General features: G+C 59.0%; 32 protein-coding genes. 2 read left to right on the top strand and 30 right to left on the bottom strand.

The window, feature by feature from the left end:
* Positions 1–2: 2 nt before the first annotated feature.
* The 24 genes from H8790_RS01405 to proS all read right to left on the bottom strand — a co-directional run bounded on the left by H8790_RS01405 (position 3) and on the right by proS (position 13,552).
* Positions 3–635, bottom strand: coding sequence for an adenylate kinase (locus tag H8790_RS01405; protein WP_187333325.1), 633 nt, complete (start codon positions 633–635; stop codon positions 3–5).
* 13 nt (positions 636–648) lie between these two features.
* Positions 649–2,028, bottom strand: coding sequence for a preprotein translocase subunit SecY (secY, locus tag H8790_RS01400; RefSeq protein ID WP_187333324.1), 1,380 nt, complete (start codon positions 2,026–2,028; stop codon positions 649–651).
* Between the two features lies 1 nt (position 2,029).
* Entirely contained in the window at positions 2,030–2,470 is a 441-nt protein-coding gene (gene rplO, locus H8790_RS01395) for a 50S ribosomal protein L15 (protein ID WP_187333323.1), read from the bottom strand.
* 14 nt (positions 2,471–2,484) lie between these two features.
* Complete coding sequence (gene rpmD / locus H8790_RS01390; RefSeq protein ID WP_187333322.1) at positions 2,485–2,667, bottom strand: 50S ribosomal protein L30; 183 nt, start codon at positions 2,665–2,667, stop codon at positions 2,485–2,487.
* 13 nt (positions 2,668–2,680) lie between these two features.
* On the bottom strand, positions 2,681–3,181 hold the full coding sequence (rpsE, locus tag H8790_RS01385; protein WP_187333321.1) for a 30S ribosomal protein S5: 501 nt from the start codon (positions 3,179–3,181) through the stop codon (positions 2,681–2,683).
* 20 nt (positions 3,182–3,201) lie between these two features.
* Positions 3,202–3,561 carry a 50S ribosomal protein L18 gene (gene rplR, locus H8790_RS01380; RefSeq protein ID WP_187333320.1) on the bottom strand — a complete coding sequence of 120 codons (360 nt, stop codon included), beginning with the start codon at positions 3,559–3,561 and terminating at the stop codon, positions 3,202–3,204.
* Between the two features lie 14 nt (positions 3,562–3,575).
* On the bottom strand, positions 3,576–4,121 hold the full coding sequence (gene rplF / locus H8790_RS01375) for a 50S ribosomal protein L6 (protein WP_187333319.1): 546 nt from the start codon (positions 4,119–4,121) through the stop codon (positions 3,576–3,578).
* 17 nt (positions 4,122–4,138) lie between these two features.
* The gene (gene rpsH / locus H8790_RS01370) at positions 4,139–4,537 is read right to left on the bottom strand and encodes a 30S ribosomal protein S8 (protein ID WP_187333318.1); all 399 of its coding nucleotides are present in this window, start codon (positions 4,535–4,537) and stop codon (positions 4,139–4,141) included.
* A gap of 179 nt (positions 4,538–4,716) precedes the next feature.
* The gene (locus H8790_RS01365; RefSeq protein ID WP_187333317.1) at positions 4,717–4,902 is read right to left on the bottom strand and encodes a type Z 30S ribosomal protein S14; all 186 of its coding nucleotides are present in this window, start codon (positions 4,900–4,902) and stop codon (positions 4,717–4,719) included.
* Between the two features lie 14 nt (positions 4,903–4,916).
* Positions 4,917–5,456 (bottom strand): 50S ribosomal protein L5, encoded by a 540-nt coding sequence (gene rplE, locus H8790_RS01360; RefSeq protein WP_187333316.1) that lies wholly within the window; start codon positions 5,454–5,456, stop codon positions 4,917–4,919.
* A gap of 20 nt (positions 5,457–5,476) precedes the next feature.
* Positions 5,477–5,791 carry a 50S ribosomal protein L24 gene (gene rplX, locus H8790_RS01355; protein ID WP_187333315.1) on the bottom strand — a complete coding sequence of 105 codons (315 nt, stop codon included), beginning with the start codon at positions 5,789–5,791 and terminating at the stop codon, positions 5,477–5,479.
* A 13-nt stretch (positions 5,792–5,804) separates the two neighbouring features.
* Entirely contained in the window at positions 5,805–6,173 is a 369-nt protein-coding gene (gene rplN, locus H8790_RS01350) for a 50S ribosomal protein L14 (protein ID WP_187333314.1), read from the bottom strand.
* Positions 6,174–6,187: 14 nt separating this feature from the next.
* Positions 6,188–6,454, bottom strand: a complete 267-nt coding sequence (gene rpsQ, locus H8790_RS01345; RefSeq protein ID WP_449866952.1) for a 30S ribosomal protein S17 — start codon at positions 6,452–6,454, stop codon at positions 6,188–6,190.
* Between the two features lie 17 nt (positions 6,455–6,471).
* Entirely contained in the window at positions 6,472–6,684 is a 213-nt protein-coding gene (gene rpmC / locus H8790_RS01340) for a 50S ribosomal protein L29 (RefSeq protein ID WP_187333313.1), read from the bottom strand.
* A gap of 1 nt (position 6,685) precedes the next feature.
* A complete protein-coding gene (gene rplP, locus H8790_RS01335; protein WP_187333312.1) occupies positions 6,686–7,120 on the bottom strand; it encodes a 50S ribosomal protein L16 in 435 nt (144 codons plus the stop codon).
* Positions 7,120–8,040, bottom strand: a complete 921-nt coding sequence (rpsC, locus tag H8790_RS01330) for a 30S ribosomal protein S3 (protein ID WP_187333311.1) — start codon at positions 8,038–8,040, stop codon at positions 7,120–7,122. Before rpsC ends, rplP begins: the two co-directional genes overlap by 1 nt.
* 18 nt (positions 8,041–8,058) lie before the next feature.
* Positions 8,059–8,394, bottom strand: a complete 336-nt coding sequence (gene rplV / locus H8790_RS01325) for a 50S ribosomal protein L22 (protein ID WP_187333310.1) — start codon at positions 8,392–8,394, stop codon at positions 8,059–8,061.
* A 20-nt stretch (positions 8,395–8,414) separates the two neighbouring features.
* Positions 8,415–8,678 carry a 30S ribosomal protein S19 gene (gene rpsS, locus H8790_RS01320; RefSeq protein ID WP_187333309.1) on the bottom strand — a complete coding sequence of 88 codons (264 nt, stop codon included), beginning with the start codon at positions 8,676–8,678 and terminating at the stop codon, positions 8,415–8,417.
* Between the two features lie 15 nt (positions 8,679–8,693).
* On the bottom strand, positions 8,694–9,530 hold the full coding sequence (gene rplB / locus H8790_RS01315; protein WP_187333308.1) for a 50S ribosomal protein L2: 837 nt from the start codon (positions 9,528–9,530) through the stop codon (positions 8,694–8,696).
* A gap of 37 nt (positions 9,531–9,567) precedes the next feature.
* The gene (rplW, locus tag H8790_RS01310; protein ID WP_187333307.1) at positions 9,568–9,864 is read right to left on the bottom strand and encodes a 50S ribosomal protein L23; all 297 of its coding nucleotides are present in this window, start codon (positions 9,862–9,864) and stop codon (positions 9,568–9,570) included.
* Positions 9,864–10,487 (bottom strand): 50S ribosomal protein L4, encoded by a 624-nt coding sequence (gene rplD, locus H8790_RS01305; RefSeq protein ID WP_187333306.1) that lies wholly within the window; start codon positions 10,485–10,487, stop codon positions 9,864–9,866. The genes rplW and rplD overlap by 1 nt, the downstream gene beginning before the upstream one ends.
* Positions 10,488–10,506: 19 nt before the next feature.
* Entirely contained in the window at positions 10,507–11,226 is a 720-nt protein-coding gene (gene rplC / locus H8790_RS01300; RefSeq protein ID WP_187333305.1) for a 50S ribosomal protein L3, read from the bottom strand.
* A 154-nt stretch (positions 11,227–11,380) separates the two neighbouring features.
* Complete coding sequence (rpsJ, locus tag H8790_RS01295; RefSeq protein ID WP_187333304.1) at positions 11,381–11,695, bottom strand: 30S ribosomal protein S10; 315 nt, start codon at positions 11,693–11,695, stop codon at positions 11,381–11,383.
* Positions 11,696–12,118: 423 nt separating this feature from the next.
* Positions 12,119–13,552 (bottom strand): proline--tRNA ligase, encoded by a 1,434-nt coding sequence (proS, locus tag H8790_RS01290; protein ID WP_187333303.1) that lies wholly within the window; start codon positions 13,550–13,552, stop codon positions 12,119–12,121.
* 264 nt (positions 13,553–13,816) lie between these two features.
* Here proS and H8790_RS01285 point away from each other — a divergent pair, with 264 nt between their 5' ends.
* The gene (locus H8790_RS01285; RefSeq protein ID WP_187333302.1) at positions 13,817–14,593 is read left to right on the top strand and encodes an NYN domain-containing protein; all 777 of its coding nucleotides are present in this window, start codon (positions 13,817–13,819) and stop codon (positions 14,591–14,593) included.
* A 147-nt stretch (positions 14,594–14,740) separates the two neighbouring features.
* Here the strand turns inward: H8790_RS01285 and H8790_RS01280 are convergent, their stop codons facing one another.
* From H8790_RS01280 to H8790_RS01255, 6 genes are all read right to left on the bottom strand, one after another.
* A complete protein-coding gene (locus H8790_RS01280; protein WP_187333301.1) occupies positions 14,741–15,736 on the bottom strand; it encodes an asparaginase in 996 nt (331 codons plus the stop codon).
* Positions 15,737–15,745: 9 nt separating this feature from the next.
* Complete coding sequence (locus H8790_RS01275; protein WP_187333300.1) at positions 15,746–16,840, bottom strand: metallophosphoesterase family protein; 1,095 nt, start codon at positions 16,838–16,840, stop codon at positions 15,746–15,748.
* Between the two features lie 2 nt (positions 16,841–16,842).
* Complete coding sequence (locus tag H8790_RS01270) at positions 16,843–17,322, bottom strand: YbaK/EbsC family protein (RefSeq protein WP_187333299.1); 480 nt, start codon at positions 17,320–17,322, stop codon at positions 16,843–16,845.
* Between the two features lie 15 nt (positions 17,323–17,337).
* Positions 17,338–18,111 (bottom strand): TIGR00282 family metallophosphoesterase, encoded by a 774-nt coding sequence (locus H8790_RS01265; RefSeq protein WP_187333298.1) that lies wholly within the window; start codon positions 18,109–18,111, stop codon positions 17,338–17,340.
* Positions 18,112–18,443: 332 nt separating this feature from the next.
* Positions 18,444–19,991 carry a ribonuclease Y gene (gene rny, locus H8790_RS01260; protein WP_187333297.1) on the bottom strand — a complete coding sequence of 516 codons (1,548 nt, stop codon included), beginning with the start codon at positions 19,989–19,991 and terminating at the stop codon, positions 18,444–18,446.
* Between the two features lie 177 nt (positions 19,992–20,168).
* Positions 20,169–20,912 carry an N-acetylmuramoyl-L-alanine amidase gene (locus tag H8790_RS01255; protein WP_187333296.1) on the bottom strand — a complete coding sequence of 248 codons (744 nt, stop codon included), beginning with the start codon at positions 20,910–20,912 and terminating at the stop codon, positions 20,169–20,171.
* A 120-nt stretch (positions 20,913–21,032) separates the two neighbouring features.
* On the opposite strand from H8790_RS01255, the gene H8790_RS01250 reads away from it, so the two are divergent.
* Positions 21,033–22,256, top strand: coding sequence for a class I SAM-dependent rRNA methyltransferase (locus H8790_RS01250; RefSeq protein ID WP_187334199.1), 1,224 nt, complete (start codon positions 21,033–21,035; stop codon positions 22,254–22,256).
* The last annotated feature ends 38 nt before the right edge of the window (positions 22,257–22,294 follow it).

The raw sequence follows: 22,294 nt of genomic DNA, 5'->3' as shown, positions 1-22,294 counted from the left end.
TCTTATCTCCCTACCGCATGAAGGATGGCCTGAGAGGTCTCAGCCAGGGTAGGCTGGGTCTCCACAGACTTCAGAACGCCCCGGGCCTCATAAAAGGCCTTCAGCGGTTCTGTCTCTTTATGATAGACCTGGAGACGTTCTTTCACCGTCTCGGGCGTATCATCCTTGCGCTGTACCAGCTTTCCGCCGCACTTCTCGCACACGCCGGGAACCTTGGGAGGCACAGCTACCAGATGGTAGCTGGCCCCGCAGGATTCGCATACACGGCGGCCGCTCATGCGCTCCATGATGGCCTCGTCGGAGATCTCAATGGAGAGGACAGCGTCGAATTGAATTCCGGCTTTCTCCAGGGCCTCGGCCTGGGCAATGGTGCGGGGCACCCCGTCCAGGATATAGCCGTTTTTGCAGTCTTCCTCCGATAGACGCTCGGTGATGATGCGGATGATGATGTCATCCGGCACCAGGTTGCCGCCGTCCATATACGCCTTGGCCTCCCGGCCGGTGGGCGTGCCGTTTTTGATGGCCGCTCGGAGGATGTTGCCAGTGGAGATCGCGGGAATTTGCAGCTCCCTGCACAGGACTTCCGCCTGTGTGCCCTTGCCGGCGCCGGGAGCACCCAGCAAAATCAGTTTCATTGCGCTTCCCTTCTTATTCCAGGAAACCCTTGTACTGACGCATCAGCATCTGGGATTCCAGAGCCTTGACGGTTTCCAGCGCAACACCGACAACGATGATGACGGAGGTACCGCCGATAGACAGGGAGAAATTGCCCATAATCTTACCAACAATCAGCGGGCAGATGGCCACGATGCCCAGATAGATTGCGCCAAAGAGCGTAATCTTGGAGAGGACCTTGGTGATGAAGTCAGTGGTGGGCTTGCCCGGACGGAAGCCGGGGATGAAGCCGCCCTGTTTCTTCAAATTGTTGGAGATCTCCACCGGGTTGAACTGAATGGTGGCGTAGAAATAGCTGAAGCCAATGATCATCAGGAAGTAGATCACCATATAGAGGATGGACTTGGTGTCAATGGCATTGAGCAGAGAATACGTCAGGGTGCCCTCCTTCGGCGCCTTGAAAAAGGCGGCGATGGTGGCGGGCAGGGACGCGATGCTCTGGGCAAAGATGATGGGCAGCACGCCGGCCATGTTGACCTTCATGGGAAGGTGGGTGCTCTGGCCGCCGTACATCTTCCGGCCCACCTGACGCTTGGCATACTGCACGGGAATGCGGCGCTCGGCGTCGTTGATGAACACGATGAAGACCACCAGGGCCAGGATGCCCACCACGATCAGGGCTACGCCCCAGGGGGCGATGGCCTGGTTCAGGTAAGCCTGGGCCTGTTTTTCGGTGTAGTTATAGGCACTCATCACGCTCTCTACGGTCAAAGAGCCGCTCTGGACACCGGACCAGATCTTCACGCTGTCGATCATGCTGGAGACCATGGCCGGGACACGGGAGAGAATGCCTGCAAACAGGATGATGGAGATACCGTTGCCGATGCCGAATTCCGTCACCTGCTCACCCATCCACATTACAAAGGAGGAGCCTGCCACAAAGGTGACGATGATCACCAGTGCGTTCCAGATCGTGGGATCCGCCACGCTCAGAAGCCCGTTGTTCTTCATCAGCATATAGTAGCCGAAGCCCTGCAAAATGGCAATGGCCACGGTGGCATAGCGGGTGATGGACTGGATCTTCTTGCGGCCTTCCTCGCCGCCCTCCTTGGCCATCCGCTCCAGGGCGGGAATGGCCACGGTGAGCAGCTGGATGATGATGGAACTGTTGATATAGGGCTGGATGCTCAGCGCAAAGACCGTGGCGGAAGCAAACGCACCGCCGGACATCACGTTATATAAGCCCAGCACGGTGGCACTCATGGAGTCCAGATAGGCCCCTAAGAGCCCTACATTGACATACGGAACTGTAATCGCATTACCAATGCGGAAAATCAGCAGAATCAGCAGTGTAAAGATGATCTTTTTCCGCAGCTCGGGGATAGCCCACGCTTTGCGTACTGTTTGGATCACGTTACATCACCTCTGCCTTTCCACCTGCCGCCTCGATTGCCTCCTTGGCAGACTTGGAAAAAGCAGATGCCTGTACAGTGACTTTGCGGTTCAGCTTGCCGTTGCCCAGGACTTTGTATCCATACTCGCACTTGCTGAGGATCCCCTTGGCAAGCAGCGCCTCGCTGGTGACGGTCTCACCGTCCTCGAAAGCGTTCAGCGCGCTGAGATTGATGATCTCCAGAGGCTTGGCGAAGATGTTGTTGAAGCCGCGCTTCGGGACACGGCGGGAAAGGGGCATCTGGCCGCCTTCGAAGCCGATACGGACTCCGCCGCCGCTGCGGGCCTTCTGGCCCTTGTGGCCGCGGCCACCGGTCTTGCCATTGCCGGAGCCGTTGCCGCGGCCCTTGCGATAGGCCTCACGGGTAGAGCCGGCAGCGGGAGACAGTTCATTCAGTTTCATAGTCTCGTACCCCCTTAGTTGGCTTCTTCAACCTGAAGCAGATAGCCGATCTTGGCGATCTTGCCCCGGGTCTGTTCATTGTCGGGCTGCACGGTGGTGTCACCGATCTTGCGCAGGCCCATGGAGTTGGCGGTTGCAATCTGCTTCTGCAGTCTGCCGTTCAGGCTCTTGACGAGCTTAATATTTAAGTTTGCCATCTTAAGCTCCTCCTTAACCCACAATCTCTTCTACGCTCTTGCCACGGATGCGGGCGACTTCCTCAGGTCCTCTCATTGCTTTGAGGCCTTCGAAAGTGGCAGCCACAACGTTGTTGGCATTGTTGGAGCGCAGACATTTGGTGCGGATATCCTTGATGCCGGCAGCCTCGACGACGGCACGCACTGCGCCGCCGGCGATCACGCCGGTACCGGGAGCTGCGGGCTTGAGCAGGACTCTGCCGGCGCCGAACTCACCGATGATCTCATGGGGAATGGTGGTGCCGGACAGCGTCACGGTCACCAGGTTCTTCTTTGCATCCTCAATTCCCTTGCGGATTGCCTCGGGAACCTCAGCGGCCTTGCCCAGGCCATAGCCCACGCGGCCCTTGCCGTCGCCCACGACAACCAGTGCCGCGAACTTGAAGATACGGCCGCCCTTGACGGTTTTGGACACTCGGTTCAAGGACACAACTTTCTCGGAAAACTCGCTGGGCTCTTTTTCAAATCTCGCCATTTTGTTGTTCCTCCCTCCGATCAGAATTTGAGGCCGCCCTCACGGGCGCCTTCAGCCAGTTCTGCCACACGGCCGTGGTACAGGTATCCGCCGCGGTCGAACACCACGGTTTCAATGCCCTTTGCCAGGGCGCGCTCAGCAACCAGCTTGCCCACCTCGCGGGCAGCGGCCTTGTTTCCGCCGTACCCTTCGATGGACTGATCCAGGGAGGAAGCGCTGCACAATGTAACGCCGTTGACGTCGTCAATCACCTGTGCGTAGATGTTCTTTTCACTGCGGAACACATTCAGGCGGGGCTGCTCGGGGGTGCCGGAAATTTTGGCACGCACCCTCTTGTGGCGCTTCAAACGCTGTGCGTTGGTGTCAGGTCTTTTAATCATTTCGGCACACCTCCTTACTTCTTGGCGCCGGTCTTACCAACCTTGCGGCGGATGACCTCATCGGCGTACTTGATGCCCTTGCCCTTGTAGGGCTCGGGGGGACGCTTCTCGCGGACTTCGGCGGCGAACTGGCCCACCTTCTGCTTGTCGCATCCACTGATCACAATCTTATTGGGAGCGGGAACATCAATGGTGATGCCCTCGATTTCAGAGACGATCACCTGATGGGAAAATCCGATATTCATAACCAGGTTTTTGCCGTCTTTTGCCACTCTGTAGCCCACGCCGTTGACATCCAATTCCTTCTTGTACCCCTCGCTGACGCCCACAACCATGTTGTTGAGCAGCGTGCGGGTCAGGCCGTGCAGGCTCCGGTGCAGCTTGTCTTCGGAAGGACGCTCCACGGTGAGCACACCGGCGTCCTGCTTGATGATCATTTCAGGGCGCAGAGCCTGGCTCAGCTCACCCTTAGGTCCCTTGACGGTAACCACATTACCCTCGGCGACCGTGACGGTAACGCCTGCGGGGACGGTAATGGGCATTCTACCAATTCTTGACATAAGTTCAAATACCCTCCTTACCAAACAAATGCCAGGACTTCACCGCCGACATGGGCCTCGCGGGCCTTCTTGTCGGTCATGACGCCCTTGGACGTGGAAACAATTGCAATGCCCAGGCCACGGAGCACGCGGGGCAGCTCGTCGGCGCCCACATAGACGCGCAGGCCGGGTTTGCTGACACGGCGCAGGCCGGTGATGACCTTCTCCTTGCCGGCGTTGTATTTCAGCGTGATGCGGATGATCCCCTGGGTCCCGTCATCCACAATCTGGAAGTTCTTGATGTAGCCCTCATCCAGCAGAATCTGAGCGATGCTCTTCTTCATGTTGGAGGCGGGGACATCAACGGTATCATGCTTGGCGCTGTTCGCATTGCGGATACGGGTCAGCATATCTGCGACGGGATCTGTGATGTGCATTCTATTTTCCTCCTGATTTTAGAGTTACGACTCATCTAAGTCGTTCAGGCAGCGAGGTATCACTACCAATTTGGAGCGCCCGCTCGATATGACGCGTAATTGGCAGTGACCTTTCGCCATCCTATCTATCCAAAGGCGCAGGCCTCTGGTCCAAGTTACGGAAAGGCTTCTCCCCCCTCTTAGAAGGAGGCCTTTCTCACGCCGGGGATCTCGCCCTTGTAAGCCAGCTCACGGAAGCAGATACGGCAAACGCCGTAGTTGCGCAGGTAAGCATGGGGGCGGCCGCAGATCTTGCAGCGGTTATACTTGCGGCTGGAGAACTTCGGCTCCGCCTGCTGCTTCAGAATCATGGACTTCTTAGCCATTTCGTTTCTCCTCCTTAGCGCTCAAAGGGGGCGCCGACCAGCTCCAGGAGCGTACGGGCCTCTTCGTCGGTCTGGGCGGTGGTGCAGATGATGACATCCATGCCGCGGATCTTGTCGATCTTATCGTACTCGATCTCGGGGAAGATCAGCTGCTCTTTGATGCCCAGGGCATAGTTGCCGCGGCCGTCAAAGCTGTTGGGGTTGATGCCGCGGAAGTCGCGGACGCGGGGCAGGGCCACATTAAAGAGGCGGTCCAGGAACTCCCACATCTTATCGCCGCGCAGCGTCACCTTGGCGCCCACGGGCATGCCCTCACGCAGCTTAAAGTTTGCCACGGATTTCTTGGCCTTGGTGATGACGGCCTTCTGGCCGGTGATGGCGCTGAGATCGCCCACCACGTTCTCCAGAACCTTGGCATTTTCACGGGCCTCGCCGCAGCCCACGTTGACGACGATCTTGTCGATCTTGGGAATCTGCATGACGCTCTTGTAGTTGAACTTCTTCATCAAAGCGGGAGCGACTTCAGCCTTGTATTTCTCTTTCAATCTTGCCATTTTCGGTCTACTCCCCTTTCTTACAGCTCAGCGCCGCAGTGCTTGCACACGCGGCTCTTCTTGCCGTTTTCAATCTTGTGGGCAATCCGGGTGCCCTTGCCGCACTTGGGGCAGACCACCTGCACCTTGGAGGCATACATGGCGGCTTCCCGCTTCACAATGCCGCCCTCTTCGCCCTGCTTGCGGGGCTTGACGTGGCAGGTCACCATGTTGATGCCCTCCACGACCACTTTGCGCTCGGCGGGCACGGTGCCCAGCACCTTGCCCTGCTTGCCCTTGTCCTTGCCGGACAGGACGACGACGGTGTCGCCCTTCTTGACATTCAAACTTGTCATCTCGGCACCCTCCTTAAATGACTTCGGGAGCGAGGGACAGGATCTTCATATAATCCTTATCGCGCAGCTCTCTTGCAACCGGCCCAAAGATACGGGTACCTCTGGGGTTCTTGTCGTCCTTGATGAGGACGGCCGCGTTGTCGTCAAAGCGGACATAGGTGCCGTCGGCACGACGCACGCCCTTGGCGCTGCGGACGATCACGGCCTTGACGACCTCGCCCTTTTTCACGGTTCCGCCGGGAGCGCTCTTGCGGACGGAGGCCACAATCACGTCGCCGATGTTGCCGTACTTACGCTTGGATCCGCCCAGAACGCGGATGCACTTGATTTCCTTGGCGCCGGTGTTATCGGCTACCTTCAGGTATGTTTCCTGCTGAATCATGTTCCGGCACCTCCTTACTTTGCTTTCTCAATGATCTCGACCACGCGCCATCTCTTGTCCTTGGACAGGGGGCGGGTCTCCATGACCTTGACCTTGTCGCCGACGCCGCAGGCGTTCTGCTCATCGTGAGCTTTCAGCTTATAGGTGCGGCCAACGATCTTCTTATATAGGGGATGGGCCACGCGGTCTTCGATGGCCACAACAACAGTCTTGTCCATCTTGTCGGACACGACCTTACCAACCCTCGTCTTACGGGAGGAAGTTCTCATTTCGTCGTTCATCTTCGCTTACCTCCTTCTCACTGCTTGTCGGAAGCTCCGCTGTGGAGCTCCTTTTCACGCAACATGGTCTTGACTCGGGCAATATCACGCTTGGTCTCCTGAATCTTCAGGGGGTTGTCAAGCTGGTTGGTCGCGTGCTGCATACGCAGGAAGAACAAGTCCTTTTTCAGGCCCGCCAGCTTCTCATTGAGCTGGTCGGCACTCATGCTACGAACCTCACTTGCCTTCATCTTATTCACCTACTTCCTGAGCTTCCAGATCGCTGCGCTTGACAATCTTGGTCTTGATGGGCAGCTTGTGGCTGGCCAGACGCAGGGCCTCACGCGCGGTCTCTTCAGAGACGCCGGCGATCTCAAACATGACACGGCCGGGCTTAACGACTGCAACCCAATACTCGGGGGAACCCTTACCGGAACCCATGCGGGTCTCGGCAGGCTTCTGAGTGACGGGCTTATCGGGGAAAATCTTGATCCAGACCTGGCCGCCGCGCTTGGTGTAACGGGTCATGGCGATACGGGCTGCTTCGATCTGATTGCTGGTGATCCAGGAGGGCTCCAGCGCGACGAGGCCATACTCACCATAAGTGATGGTGTTGCCTCTCATGGCCTTGCCGGTCAGGCGGCCACGGTGTACTCTGCGGTACTTGACTCTCTTAGGCAGAAGCATTAGTTTGCGCCTCCTTCCTTAGCGGGCGCTGCGGGAGCAGCAGAAGAAGCCGTGGGTGCGGGGCCTCTGTTGAAGCCACCGTTGGGACGGCTGTTATTGTTGTTGCGGTTGAAACCACCCTGGCCGCCGCGGTTAAAACCGCCGCCCTGACCACCGCGGTTAAAGCCACCGCCCTGGCCGCCGCGGTTGAAACCGCCGCCACGGCGGTCGCCATCCCGGCGGGGACGGCGCTCACGGCGCTCCTGATAGGGCTTGGAGGTATCCATGGTGCGGGGAGTGGTGCGCAGGGTCTGAGAGAGGACCTCACCCTTGTAGATCCAGACCTTGACGCCAATGCGGCCAAAGGTGGTGGCAGCCTCGGCAAAGCCGTACTCGATGTCGGCGCGGATGGTCTGCAGGGGGATGGTGCCCTCGTGATAGTGCTCGGTACGGGCGATCTCAGCGCCGCCCAGACGGCCGCCGCAGGAGACCTTGATGCCCTTGGCGCCGGCGCGCATGGCGCGGGCCATGGAGTTCTTCATGGCCCGGCGGAAGGAGATACGCTTCTCCAGCTGCTGGGCAATGTTCTCGGCAACCAGCTGGGCGTCCATGTCGGGGTTGCGGACCTCGACGATGTTCAGCTTCACCTTCTTGCCGATCATCTTCTCCACCGCAAGGCGGTACTGCTCGATCTGCTCGCCGCCCTTGCCGATGACAACACCGGGGCGGGAGCAGTGCAGGAAGATGGTGACAACGTCGTTGCTGCGCTCAATCTCGATCTTGGGCACACCGGCGCTGTACAGGGTCTTTTTCAAATAGTCGCGGATCTTCTTGTCTTCGACCAGCAGATCGCCGACCTTCTCATCACTGGCATACCAACGGGAATCCCAGTCTTTGATGACACCCACACGCATGCCGTGGGGATTTACTTTCTGTCCCATAAAACTGCCTCCTCCCTCTTATGCCTTTTCCGCCACAGCAAGGGTGACGTGAGAAGTTCTCTTGTTGATGCGGTACGCTCTGCCCTGGGCCCGGGGCATCATCCGCTTCAGGATGGGGCCGGGGGTGGCGAACACTTCGCTGACGTAGAGCTTGGCGGGGTCCATGCCGAAGTTGTTTTCGGCGTTGGCGGCGGCGCTCTTGAGGAGCTTCATCAGAGGCTCGGACGCAGCCTTGGGGGTCTGCATCAGAATCGCCATCGCGGTACCCACATCCTTGCCGCGGATCAGATCGCACACGATCTGGACCTTGCGGGGAGAGATGCGGATATATCTCAGATAAGCCTTGGCTTCCATATTATTCTGCATCCTCCTTCTTATTTGTCTTTCGCGTGGCCACGGAAGGTGCGGGTGGGAGCGAACTCACCCAGCTTGTGGCCCACCATGTCCTCCTGGATATAAACGGGGACATGCTTGCGGCCGTCGTGGACGGCGATGGTATGACCGACGAAGGAGGGGAAGATGGTGGAGCTGCGGCTCCAGGTCTTCAGGACCTTCTTCTCATTGTTCTTGTTCATCTCATCGACCCGTTTGAGGAGCTCAGGGGCAACATACGGGCCTTTTTTAATGGATCTGCTCATACTTTCTTGCCTCCCTTACTTCTCGTTCCGACGCTTCACAATGAACTTGTTGGTCGGATTCTTGCCCTTGCGGGTCTTGTAGCCCAGAGCGGGCTTACCCCAAGGAGTGACAGGGCCGCTGCGGCCGATGGGCGCGCGGCCCTCGCCGCCGCCGTGGGGGTGATCGCAGGGGTTCATGACGCTGCCGCGGACAGTGGGACGCCAGCCCATGTGGCGCTTGCGGCCGGCCTTGCCGATGTTGATGTTCTCGTGCTCGATGTTGCCCACCTGCCCGATGGTGGCCAGGCAGTTGGTACGCACCACGCGCACCTCGCCGGAAGGCATGCGGATCTGGGCATCCCTGCCCTCCTTGGCCATCAGCTGGGCGGCGGTGCCGGCGGAGCGCACCAGCTGGGCGCCGTTGCCGGGATGGAGCTCGATGTTGTGGATCACGGTGCCCACGGGGATCTTCTCGATGGGCAGGCAGTTGCCCACTTTGATGTCGGCCTCGGCGGAGGAGATCACCTTATCGCCGGGGTTCAGACCCACGGGAGCCAGAATGTAGCGCTTTTCGCCATCGGCATACTGTACCAGGGCGATGTTGGCGCTGCGGTTGGGGTCGTACTCCAAGCGGACGACAGTGGCTTCCATGTCCTTCTTGTCGCGCTTGAAGTCGATGATGCGGTACTTGCGCTTATTGCCGCCGCCGCGGTGGCGGACGGTAATCCTGCCGTAGCTGTTGCGGCCGGCGTTCTTCTTCAGAGACTCGGTGAGGCTGGGCTCCGGCTTGGCGTGCTTGTCAATGCCGTCGAACCCGGAGACCGTCATTTGTCTTCTGGAAGGTGTCGTCGGCTTGAAAGTTTTAATAGACATTCGCTTAACACTCCTTCAGTTAGATCGGGTTACGGTCTTACACCATTCCCTCAAAGAATTCAATGGTCTTGGAATCATCGGTCAGCTGCACATAGGCCTTCTTCCAGGTCTTGGTCATGCCGGGACGGCCCGCGCCCATGCGCTTTTCCTTGCCGCGGACGATCAGGGTGTTGACGGAAGCGACCTTCACGCCGAAGATTTTTTCCACAGCGTCCTTAATCTCAATCTTGCCAGCATTCCTGGCCACCTCAAAGACGTACTTCTTGTCGGCAGCACCGGCCATGGCGCGCTCAGTGATGATGGGCCGGATGATGATGTCATACGTGTTAGCCATTATGCGTACACCTCCTCGATTTTTGCGAGGGCTTCCTGATCCAGCACCAGGTACTTGGCGTTCAGGAGGTCATAGACACTGAGGATGGTGGCGGTGGTGGTCTGGACGCCGGGGATGTTCCGGGCGCTCTTCACCACGTTCTCTCTCACCTCGGGAGTCACCACAACCGCTTTGCCGTCGCACTTGACGGCGCTCAGGAAGTTCCGGAAGTCCTTGGTCTTAATGGAATCCATCGCAATGCGGTCGATCACGATCAGCTCGCCGTCGGCAGCCTTGGCGGACAGCACGGACTTCAGGGCCAGACGCTTGACCTTCTTGTTCAGGACATAGGAATAGCTGCGGGGCTTGGGGGCAAACACAATGCCGCCGTGGGTCCACTGGGGGGCGCGGGTGCTGCCCTGGCGGGCGTGTCCGGTGCCCTTCTGGCGCCAGGGCTTCTTGCCGCCGCCGGAGACCTCGGCCCGGGTCAGGGCGCTCTGGGTACCCTGTCTTACGTTGGCAAGGTGGTTTTTCACAACTTCGTGAACGACAGCTTTATTGGGCTCGATGCCGAAGATGGAGTCGTTCAGCTCAACAGTGCCGACTTCCGCGCCGGCCATGTTCAATACTTTCATAGTAGCCATTTCTTAAGCACCCCTTTCCTTACTTGTTCTTGGCAGAGGCCTTCTGGGGATTACGGCCGGACGCCTTCTGCGGGTTGTTGCTGATGCCGCTCTCCACGTTCTTGACGCGGTGGGTCTTGACGGTGGACTTGATGGTCACAAGGCCGCCCTTGGGGCCGGGGATGGCGCCGCGGACAGCGATCATGTTCAGCTCCGGATCCACCTTTACGATGTCCAGGTTCTGGACCGTGACCTGCTCAACGCCCATGTGGCCGGCGCCGATCTTGCCCTTGAAGATACGGGAGGGATCGGTGGTGGAGCCCATGGAGCCGGCGTGACGGTGAACGGGGCCGCCGCCGTGGGTGGTGGGGGTGCGCCCCGCGTTCCAGCGCTTGATGACGCCGGCGTAGCCCTTACCTTTGCTGGTGCCGGTGATGTCCACGAAATCGCCGGCCTGGAACGTGTCGGCCTTGACGATATCGCCCACGTTCAGCTCAGCGGCGTTCTCCAGGTCAAACTCCTGCAGGTGCTTCTTGGGGGCGACGCCGGCCTTGTTCAGGTGGCCCATCTCAGGCTTGGTGAGCTTGCGCTCGGGAATGTCCTCATAACCCAACTGGACAGCGCTGTAGCCGTCCTTCTCGGCGGTCTTCTTCTGCGTCACGACGCAGGGGCCGGCCTCGATCACGGTAACCGGGATCACATGGCCGTTTTCATCGAAGATCTGGGTCATACCGACTTTCTTGCCGATGATTGCTTTCATGTATGTTCCTCCTTAAAGGTTATTGGTCGGCTTAGTTGAGCGCTACATTAAATAATGTATTGCATGGCTCATTGCTCTGCCGACTTGACCCCGCCCGTCCCGCAAGTTGACGGGCTATGGGTTGAGCAAACGAACTAACAGGACGAGAGAAGCCTTACAGCTTGATCTCGATCTCCACACCGGCGGGCAGGTCAAGGGCCATCAGGGCCTCGACGGTCTTGGGGGTGGACTTGGTGATGTCGATCAGTCTCTTGTGGGTGCGGCGCTCGAACTGCTCGCGGCTGTCCTTATACTTGTGCACTGCACGCAGGATGGTGACGATCTCCTTCTTGGTGGGCAGAGGGATGGGGCCGGACACCTCGGCGCCGGTGCGCTTGGCGGTCTCCACGATCTTCTCTGCGCTCTGGTCGATGACCTGGTGGTCATAGGCCTTCAGACGAATGCGGATCATTTCTTTCTGTGCTGCCATGTTCAATTCCTCCTGATTTCGTACGGTTTTACTTGACCCTCAGCCGTACGGCGAGAAGCATTTTTTCTATACGCTTATCCGTGCGTATCATTCCGACTCATAAGAAATACCGGCGAGACATGTCGGCCGGTACTGCTCATTGGCGCAGCGATCTACGCAACGTACAGATTCTTCTCAGCCGCCCGATTTTCGGACATACTCCCCGGAAGTTACCGGGCAAACGCCCGCAATCTCCCGGTTCATCGCAGTTTGCGCGTTTTGGACAGAATCCGCCCACACAGCGCGCTTAACTATAATATAAGAAATCCCCCTTGCTGTCAAGGGGGATTTCTCTATTTTTCATAAATTTTTTTGGATTTTTTCTGCTATAACGGAGAATTTCCCGTTTTTCAGAATACTTCCCGTTTTTGCGGCGCGGAACAATCAATAGGCCACGCCCCAATAGATATCGGTGGTGCAGGGCTTGCCGCACACGGGGCAGACGCCCTCGGTGCCGCTCTGGCTCAGCGGCATGCAGCGGGAGGAGACGCCGGCTTCCTCCTTCATCTTCAGTTCGCACGCCAGTTCGCCGCACCACTTGGTTTTCACAAAGCCGCCCTTGGAGTTGACGATGGTCTTGACTTCCTCCAGGGTTTGGGCCTCGTAGGTGTTGTCCTCCAGATTCTGTTTGGCCCGGTCGTACATGTTCTGATGGACCTCGTCCAACAGCCGGCCCACCGTCTCCTCCACCTGGTCCAGGGGCACAAAGGTCTTCTCCCCGGTGTCCCGGCGGGCGATGCAGCACTGGCCCTTCTCCATGTCCTTGGGGCCGATCTCCAGCCGCAGGGGCACGCCGCGCATCTCATACTCGGCGGCCTTCCAGCCAAAGCTCTGTTCGCTCTCGTCCATCTTCACCCGGAAGCCGGCATTGGCCAGGCGGGAGCGCAGGGCTCCGGCAGCCTCAAGAACGCCGCTCTTGTGCTGGGCCACGGGTATGACCATCACCTGGGTGGGGGCGATGCGCGGCGGCAGGATCAGGCCGTTGTCGTCGCCGTGGGTCATGATGATGCCGCCGATGAGGCGGGTGGATACCCCCCAGGAGGTCTGATGGGGATAGGCCTGCTGGTTATTTTTGTCGGTAAAGGTGATGCCGAAGGCCTTGGCAAAGCCGTCGCCGAAATAGTGGCTGGTGCCGGCCTGGAGCGCCTTCTTATCGTGCATCATACATTCCACGGTGTAAGTCTTCTCCGCTCCCTTGAACTTCTCCTTCTCGGTCTTGACACCCCGGACCACCGGCATGGCCAGCACGTTCTCGCAGAAGTCGGCGTAGCAGTTGAGCATCCGGACAGTCTCCTCCATGGCTTCCTCCGCAGTGGCGTGCATGGTGTGGCCCTCCTGCCAGAGGAATTCCCGGTGGCGCAGGAAGGGGCGGCTGGTCTTCTCCCAGCGCAGCACGCTGCACCACTGGTTGTAGAGCTTGGGCAGGTCCCGGTAGGAGTGGATGATGTTGGCGTAGTGCTCGCAAAAGAGGGTCTCAGAGGTAGGGCGGATGCACAGCCGCTCCTCCAACTTCTCGCTGCCGCCATAGGTGACCCAGGCGCACTCGGGGGCAAACCCCTCCACATGATCCTTCTCCTTCTGGAGCAGAGACTCCGGAATCAGCATGGGCATGTACACGTTCTCATGGCCCAGCTTCTTGAACTCCGCGTCCAGTACGGCCTGCATGTTCTCCCAGATGGCATAGCCGTAAGGCCGCAGGATGAACATGCCCTTGACGCTGCTGTAATCAATCAGCTCCGCCTTTTTGACGACATCCGTGAACCACTGGGCAAAGTCCACATCCCGGGCGGTGATGGCTTCAACCTGTTTTTTCTCCATAGCTCTCAATTCCTTTACTTTTTCCAGCATAACTGTGAGTATGTGGTATTTCACTGATCGTTAATTGTACCGTTTTCCCTGTAAATTGTCAACTGTTTCCGCCCTTCCGGCCCTTCCGTTGGAAGGTGGACAGTTTTCCCATCCAAATTCCACTTCTTAACGGCCCTTTCCCTTGTTTTTGCTGAAAAAGCGTGATAAGCTAATGGAACCACTGTATGGCGTCGGCGTTTTTAGCACAGGATACAGGAAAACGGGGGATCAGGAATGGAAAAAGAACGGAAACTGGCGCTGCTCATCGACGCGGAGAACATTGCCAGCAAATATATCAGCATCATCCTCAACGAGGCCAACAACTTGGGCACCATCATCTATAAGCGGATTTACGGCAACTGGACCTCCAGCAACATGAGCGGCTGGAAAAACGTCATCCTGGACAACTGCATCCAGCCCATCCAGCAGTACAGCAACGTCAGCGGGAAAAACTCCTCCGACTCCTCGCTGATCATCGACGCCATGGACCTCCTATACCAGGGCAGGCTGGACGGCTTTTGCATCGTCTCCTCGGACAGTGACTTCACCCGCCTGGCCTCCCGGCTGCGGGAGTCGGAGATGTTCGTGCTGGGCATGGGAGAGCAGAAGACGCCCCAGTCCTTCATCTCCGCCTGCAACAAATTCTCCTACCTGGACCTTTTGTACTCGGACGGCAGCGCCGCCCCGGCGCCGCACCAGGCCCCGGTGCCCGGCGCAAAGCGGACGGCAAAGAAAAAGGCCGACAAGGACGAGGAGCGCTCCGGCTCCAGCCTGGAGGCTGTGAAGCTTGCCCTGCGGGAGCTGGCGGAGGAAAACTCCGACGACGAGGGGTGGATTTTCTCCTCCCAGCTGCGGGATCTGTTGGTGAAGAAATTCCCGGACTTCGACGTGCGCAACTTCAAATACAAGAAGTTCGTCCCCTTCATCGAATCCCTTGGCATCTTTGAATCCCGCAAATACTCTCCCAAGGAAAACGACACGGGAAAGATCGTCTACTTCCGCCTGAAGTGAATTGCGGCATAAAAACAGCTCTGCTGTTTTTAGATTCGGCCATTTTCTCACCCTTCAATCTGTGAAAATCAGGCCAAACAGTCTGCGTCCTGCAGGGCGCGGGCAGAAAAAGAGACAGCGGTCTGCAGCCGCTGCCTCTTTTTTGTTTTACGCCCGCCAGAGGATGTCGTGGGCCACAGGCATGTAGAACATCCGCTCAATCTCCCGACGGTCCCGGGTCTGGCCCAGGATCCACATGAGCTTTGCCACCACGGCCTCCGTGGTCATGTCGTAGGCCTCCAGGACGCCGAGCCGCTCCTTTAAGCTGTGGCCCACGTTGTAGACCAGAAGGTCGCTGCCCTCGTTCTGCACCTGGGTGGTCAGCACCACGGTCTTGCCCTGCTCCATGGCGGCGCAGACGCTGCTGTAAAAATCCGTGCCCTCGTAGGACGGCAGGCCCCCCACGCCGAAGCTCTCAATGATGACCGCGTCGCTGCGCTGGAGCACATAGTTCAGCAGTTCCCCGTCCGTGCCGGGGATCAGCTTCAAAAGGCTTACCTTCGTGTCCAGCAGGTCGTAGAAGATGGGCGCGGCGCCGCAGTCCTGGCGTATGTAACGCATCAGGCACCCGTCCCGCAGCACGCCAAGGAGAGGGTAGTTGATGCTGGAAAAGGCCTGGAAGCTCTTGGAGTGGGTCTTTCTGGCCCGGGTCCCCAGGATCACCTTGTTGTTGAACACGATGGACACGCCCGGCAGGTCCTCTGTTGCGCAGCGGAAGCTGTCCGTCAGATTGATCTTGGAATCGGTGGAATCAAACCCGATGGGCCTCTGGGCCCCGGTAAGGATGATGGGCTTGGGGCTCCCCTGCACCAGGTAGCTCAAGGCCGCCGCCGTGTAGGCCATGGTGTCCGTGCCGTGGGTGATGACAAAGCCGTCGTAGGCGGCGTAGTGGTCCCGCAGGCACCTGGCCATCAGCCGCCAGTGGTTCGGCGTAATGTTGGTGCTGTCCAGATTCATAAGCTGGATGCACTCCACCTCGCAAATTTCAGAAATAGCCGGGATGTGCTCTAACAACTGCTGGGAGGTGAGCTCCGGCGCCAAGCCGTCCTGCGTCACCTCAGAGGCGATGGTGCCCCCGGTGCCGATCATCAGAATCTTTTTCATACTCTCTCCTCACACCAAATCCCGGTGATCCAGCGCCGCCAGACCAAAGCGGACCGCCTGGGTCACCGTCTCTCTCTCCTCATCGTTGGAGGCCCTGTCCCACTTTTCCCGCAGCTCCCGCAAAAAGAGCCCCCGGAGGGAGTCCTCCTCTGCCCGGGCCCACACGTCCTCCCGGATGCGGGTGCGGTCCAGAAGTTCCAGGTCATAAAAGCGCGGGCCCAGCTGTTGCTGCAAAGCGCTCAGGTCAATGCCCCGCTCATCGGTCTCCCCGGTGAGCGCAATGCGGTACAAATCCCTCTCCGTGGACGGGGGCAGCACCGCCTCCACCGCAGCCGCCGGCTCCTGATCCGATACATCCACCTCCAGGCTCTCGTAGCGCCGTTGGGCAAAAGGGACAAACCGGAGCGAAACGTCATCGCCGTCTATCGTCCCGTGGTAGAAACCCTTCTCCCCCAGCTCGTCAAACCCCCGCCCCTCCGGGCAGCCGGGATAGGCGCACCAGGTCGCGCCAAGCCGCACCGGTTCGCTGCGCTGGTGGATGTGGCCCAAAGCCAGATAAGCAAGGCCGCTCGCGGATACCTGCTCATGGGAGATGGGGTTGTAGGGCGAAGCGGCGGCGCCCAAATCCCCGTGGAGCACCATCAGCGGCACAAGGCCGTCCTTCTCCGCCCGGAAGCCCTCCAGGAGCGGCATTGTCTGCTCTGGAGCGGTGAAGGCCGCGCCGCAGACCGAAACACCCAACTCCGGGAGCGGCACTGCTTCCACCCGGGCGGAGGAAAAAATATGGACGTTGTCCGGCCAGCTCCCCCGGGCATAGGGGCTGGAGGGGCTCCAGAAGTCGTGGTTACCCGGGGCGATGAACACAGGGCAGCCCATGTCCCCCAAGGCCCGGGACAGCTGTTCCCAGGTCTCCTGATACACGCTGCCGCTGTCAAAGAGGTCTCCGGAGAGCAGCACCAGATCGATGCTGCTGCACCGCACGTACTCCGCCATGCGGCCCAAGAGCGCCCTGTTCTCCCGACGGCGTTCCGCCGCCCGTTCCGGTGAAAGGCCGGCAAAGGGGCTGTCCAGATGGAAGTCCGCCGCGTGAAGGAACCCTACCATCCTCACTCCCCCTGCCAGTTCTTGCACACATCCACCCACTTGACAAAATTGGAGGAGTAGCGCTCCATCTCCTCCAAGGTCATTTCAATGGCGGAGTTGTCGCTGCCCGCGGCCGGAAACACCGTCTCAAACCGCTTCATGGAGACATCTAAGTACACCTCTACGCCCTCGGGAAGAGCAAAGGGGCACACGCCGCCCACGGCGTGCCCGATCCGCTCCGACGCCTCGTCGTGGCCCAGCATGGTGGCCTTGCCGCCAAAGGTATCCTTGTATTTGCGGTTGTCCACCTTGGCATCCCCGGCCGCCACCACCAGCAGCACCCGGTCCCCCAATTTAAAGCTCAGGGTCTTGGCGATCCGCGCGCCCTCCACGCCCACGGCAAGGGCCGCCAGCTCCACCGTGGCGCTGGACACGTCGAACTCCCGGATGCGCCCCTCCAGGCCACGCTCTTTCATATAAGAGCGCACTTTTTCAATAGACATTGAACTTCCCCTCTTTTATCTGATGTCGATCCGCTCCACCGCGGTGCAAAGCCCAGTTGTACTGTCCAGGGTAAAGATGGCGCCCTGCATCTTGCATTCGCCGGAGGCCACCTGGTACCTGCCGGGCAGGCCGCCCAAAAAGGTCTCCACCGACTGTTCCGGCCGGATGCCCAGCACCGACTCCACCGGCCCTGTCATCCCCAGGTCCGTCAGGTAGCCGGTTCCCTTTGGGAAGACACGCTCATCCGCCGTAGGCACATGGGTGTGGGTCCCCCACAGCGCCGAAACCCGCCCGTCCAGGTAGTAGGCCATGGCCAGCTTTTCACTGGTGGCCTCTGCGTGGAAATCCACCAGCGTAAAGGTGGCTTTCTCCCCTTTTAAAATCCGGTCCATGGTAAAAAAGGGGTTGTCCGCGTGAAAGTCCAACCCGCAGCGGCCGATCAGGTTCACCACCCGGAAGGTAACCGCCCCCATATCCCAGATCACCTCGCCTTTGCCCGGCGCCCGGCCGGTGTAGTTGGCGGGCCGGAGCAGGTAAGGGCTGTCCTCCAGATACGGCGCGATCTGCGCCTTGCCCCAGGTATGGTTGCCCAGAGTGACCACATCCGCCCCGGCGGCAAAGAGATCGTCCGCCTGGTCCGGCGTCAGCCCCACGCCGGCGGCATTTTCCCCATTCACCACGGTGAAAGCGATTTTCTTCCACTTTTTGAGGGCGCGAAGGTGGCGGCTCAGGTGGCGGACGCCGGCCTCCCCCACCACATCTCCCACGGCAAGCACGTGATACTCCATGCAGTTCCTCTTTCCTAAGCTCCCAAGGGAGCGGTCTTTTACAAAACAGCCCTCTGCAATCAGGGGCCGTACCCTGTATTATACCCAGACCATGCCAGGAATGCAAGCCAGCTCTTCCCAGGGTCCTTTCTCCTTTTCCATACCTTGCAATCCTCCGTCCCAAATGTTACGATCTCCATATCACTATGTCAGGAGAGCTTTATGGAGGCATTTGCCATACGGCGTCACAGGCGGCTGAACTTTACTTTGGCCTTCTCGATCCTCATCGGGTGCTGTACACAAAATACAAATGGAAAAAGGAGCGGGACGCAGCTGCGTCCCGCTCCTTTTTGTTATTTTGCGTACTCCACCACTTTGGTTTCCCGCAGCACGTGGACCTTGATCTGGCCGGGGTACTCCATCTCGCTTTCGATCTTTTTGGCAAGGTCTCTTGCCAGGATGACCATCTGGTCCTCGGAGACCTGCTCCGGCTTTACCATCACGCGGACCTCGCGGCCGGCCTGGATGGCATAGGCCTTATCGACGCCGGGATAGCTTCCGGTGATCTCCTCCAACTGCTCCAGGCGCTTGATGTAGTTCTCCAGATTCTCGCGCCGGGCACCGGGCCGGGCAGCGGAGATGGCGTCTGCCGCCTGCACCAGGCAGGCAACCAGCGTCTTGCACTCCACATCGCCGTGGTGGGCCTGGATGGCATGGATGATCTCTTCTTTTTCCCTGTACTTCCGGGCGAACTCCACGCCCAGGGCCACATGGGTGCCCTCCATCTCATGGTCCACGGACTTACCCAGGTCGTGGAGCAGTCCCGCCCGTTTTGCGGCGGTGACGTCGGCGCCAAGCTCGGCGGCCATCAGGCCGGCCAGCTGGGATACCTCGATGGAATGCTGCAGCACGTTCTGGCCGTAGCTGGTGCGGTAGTGGAGCCGGCCCAGCATCTTCACCAGTTCCGGATGCAGCCCGCGGACGCCGGTCTCGAAGGTGGCCCGTTCGCCCTCGGCCTTGATGGTGGCCTCCACTTCCCGCTTGGCCTTTTCCACCATTTCCTCGATGTGCGTGGGATGGATGCGCCCGTCGGCGATTAACTTTTCCAAGGCCAGCCGCGCGATCTCCCGGCGGACCGGCTCAAAGCAGGAGACCGTGATGGCCTCCGGCGTATCGTCGATAATCAGGTCGACGCCCGTCAGCGTCTCAATGGTGCGGATGTTGCGGCCCTCACGGCCAATGATACGGCCCTTCATCTCGTCATTGGGCAGGGGAACCACACTGACGGTAATCTCGGCCACATGATCCGCGGCGCACCGCTGGATCGCAGTCGCAACAATTTCGCGGGCCTTCTGGTCCGCTTCGTCCTTGGCACGGGTCTCGATCTCCTTGATCTTCATGGCGGCCTCGTGCGTGACTTCGGTCTCCACCTGGGCAATCAGGTACTTTTTCGCTTCCTCCGCGGTAAAGCCGGAAATGCGTTCCAGCATCTCCGTCTGACTGCGTTTGATGATTTGAATCTGCTCGTTTTCCTTGTCCAGCACCTCGTGCTTTTGCTGGAGCAGCTCTTCCTTTTTCTCTATTGCGTCGGTCTTCTTATCCAGGTTCTCCTCTTTCTGCTGAAGCCGGTGCTCCTGGCGCTGCAGGTCGTTTCTGCGCTCTTTTACTTCCTTCTCATACTCGCTGCGATTTTTTAAAATCTCCTCTTTCGCTTCCAGCAAAGCTTCCCGCTTTTTGCCCTCCGCGCTCTTGATCGCTTCGTTGATGATCCGTTTTCCTTCTTCTTCCGCGCTCGAGATTTCCTTTTCAGAGACGTTTTTCCGATAGCGAATGCCGAGAGGGAAGCCAACCACACAACCGACCACCAGCGCGATTACACCAATGATCACTTCCGGTATCACGATTGGTTCTTCCTCCTTGTATCATTTGAATTATGCGAACAGTAGGCTTGCGCCCTTTGATAGATACCATTGAAAGATACCCCTTTATCTTTCAGCAATAATCCTATCTAATTTTAATCGTTTCCGCCTTCACTGTCAAGGGAAATCCCAATTTTACTGTAAGTCTCTGGAAGCTCTTCAGTTCAGCTGGATATAATCTCCGGAGGCATAGCCCACCAGATCCCCGTAGTGGACCACATACCAGCCCTGCCATTGGCCGTAGACGGTGACCGTGCTTCCGTTGGGCATGTTGGCAATCACCGTGCCGTAAGTGGAGGGGTAGCTACGCAGTGTCAGAGTACCGTAGTTCACCCGCACCGTGCCGCTGCGGGGCTCCATGGGATAGATGAAGGGCAGGCCAAAGTACTCCGTCAGGGACAGAACCAGGTTCTGGGCGATCTCATCCATATTGTTCTCAATCCAGTAGGCGTCACTCCAGTTGTCGTGATACCCCAGTTCAAGGAGCACTGCAGGGAACCGTGGCTGGCGCACCTCGCCCAGCGTGGTGGTGGCCTGTGCGCGGACCTTGTCAGGCAGGGGATAAATGTTGCGCAGGTTGTCAACAAAGATGTTGGCCGCCCGCTCGCCGTCGGCACTGCCGGGGTAGTAGAAGGCGATGACTCCGCGGACGGGGCTGGCTTCCCCCTGGCCGGAGGCGTTGGAGTGCAGCGCAAGGTAGAAGTCGTAATACCCCTTGTTGGCCTGGCGGATGGACTCGGCCGCCGTCATATCCGGCGTGTTCCGGCTCCACCGGATGCCGTTGGACAGCAGATAAGGCACCATGGCGTCGGCCAGCAGGTTCATATTGTACTCCTCCGAGCCGCTGCCGGTGATGTAGGGGTTGCTCTCCTGGGTGGATGGGCTCAGGTAGATGATTGGCATACTTAGGTTCCTCCCGTCATATCAGTCTCTTTTCAGATGTTTATGTGGAATTCCCATTATCTATGTGATAAAATCGAAAAAATAGCCGCCGGACGGGCGGCGGAAGTTTGGTGATTGGATTTGAAAATAGAACGGAACTTTCCCAGCGTAACCGTAAGTCCCAAGGCGGAGGCCGCCGTCACCGGCGGGCACCCCTGGGTCTATGGCGAAGAGATTCTCTCCCACAGCGGCGAGGCGCCCAACGGCGGACTGGTGGATGTGCTCAGCCGGAAGGGCCGGTATCTGGGCACCGGTTTTTTGTCGGAGCGGTCCAAAATCCGGGTACGGCTCATCTCCCGCAACGCCAACGATACGTTCGATGAAGCCTTTTGGGAGCGGCGGCTGCGCTATGCCTGGGACTACCGCAAGGCCGTGATGCGGCCGGAGGACCTCTCCTGCTGCCGCATCATATTTGGAGAGGCAGACACCTTCCCAGGGCTGACGGTGGACCGGTTCGGTCCCCTCCTGGTGGTCCAGGTGCTGTCTTTGGGGATGGAGCTGCGCAAGGACCTGATCTTCCGCCTGCTCCTTAAGCTCCTGCGGGAGGACGGGGAGCGGATCGACGGGCTTTTTGAACGCAACGACGTCCCCATCCGGGAGTTGGAGGGGCTTAAGCAGAGCAAGGGCTGGTACCCACTAAAGGGTGAAGCGCCTCCTGCGTCGCCGGTGACGGAGATCGTGGAAAACGGCATCCGCTACGCCGTGGACGTGGAAAACGGGCAGAAGACCGGCTTCTTTTTAGATCAGAAGGACAACCGGGCGGCGGTCGCGCGGCTGGCCAGAGGACGCAGGGTGCTGGACTGCTTTACCCACACAGGTTCTTTCGCCCTCAACGCCGCCAAGGGCGGGGCAGCCCATGTCACCGCCGTGGATGTCTCGGACAGCGCCATCGCCATGGCCCGGGAGAATGCCCGGCGCAACGGCCTGGAGGAGCGGATGGACTTCCGGACGGCGGATGTTTTTGATCTGCTCCCTGGGCTGGAGCCCCGCCTCTACGACTTCATCATTCTGGACCCGCCGGCATTCACCAAGAGCCGCAAAACGATTCGCAACGCCATGGCCGGCTATAAGGAGATCAACTACCGGGCAATGCGCCTGCTGCCCCGCGGCGGGTACCTGGCCACCTGCTCCTGTTCCCACTTCGCCACTGAGGAGCTCTTTTGCCAAATGCTTGCTCAGGCCGCCCGCGACGCCGGTGTACAGCTGCGGCAGATCGAGGCGCGCCAGCAGTGCCGGGACCACCCCATCCTCTGGGGCGTGGAGGAAACCAACTATCTCAAGTTCTATCTATTTCAAGTGGTGTAGAATTTTTCAAAAAAGGGACCTGCGGAATCTTCCGCAGG

The organism is Oscillibacter hominis (assembly GCF_014334055.1).
Taxonomy (GTDB): Bacteria; Bacillota; Clostridia; order Oscillospirales; family Oscillospiraceae; genus Oscillibacter; species Oscillibacter hominis.
This window is presented reverse-complemented; position numbering and strand designations above follow the sequence as displayed.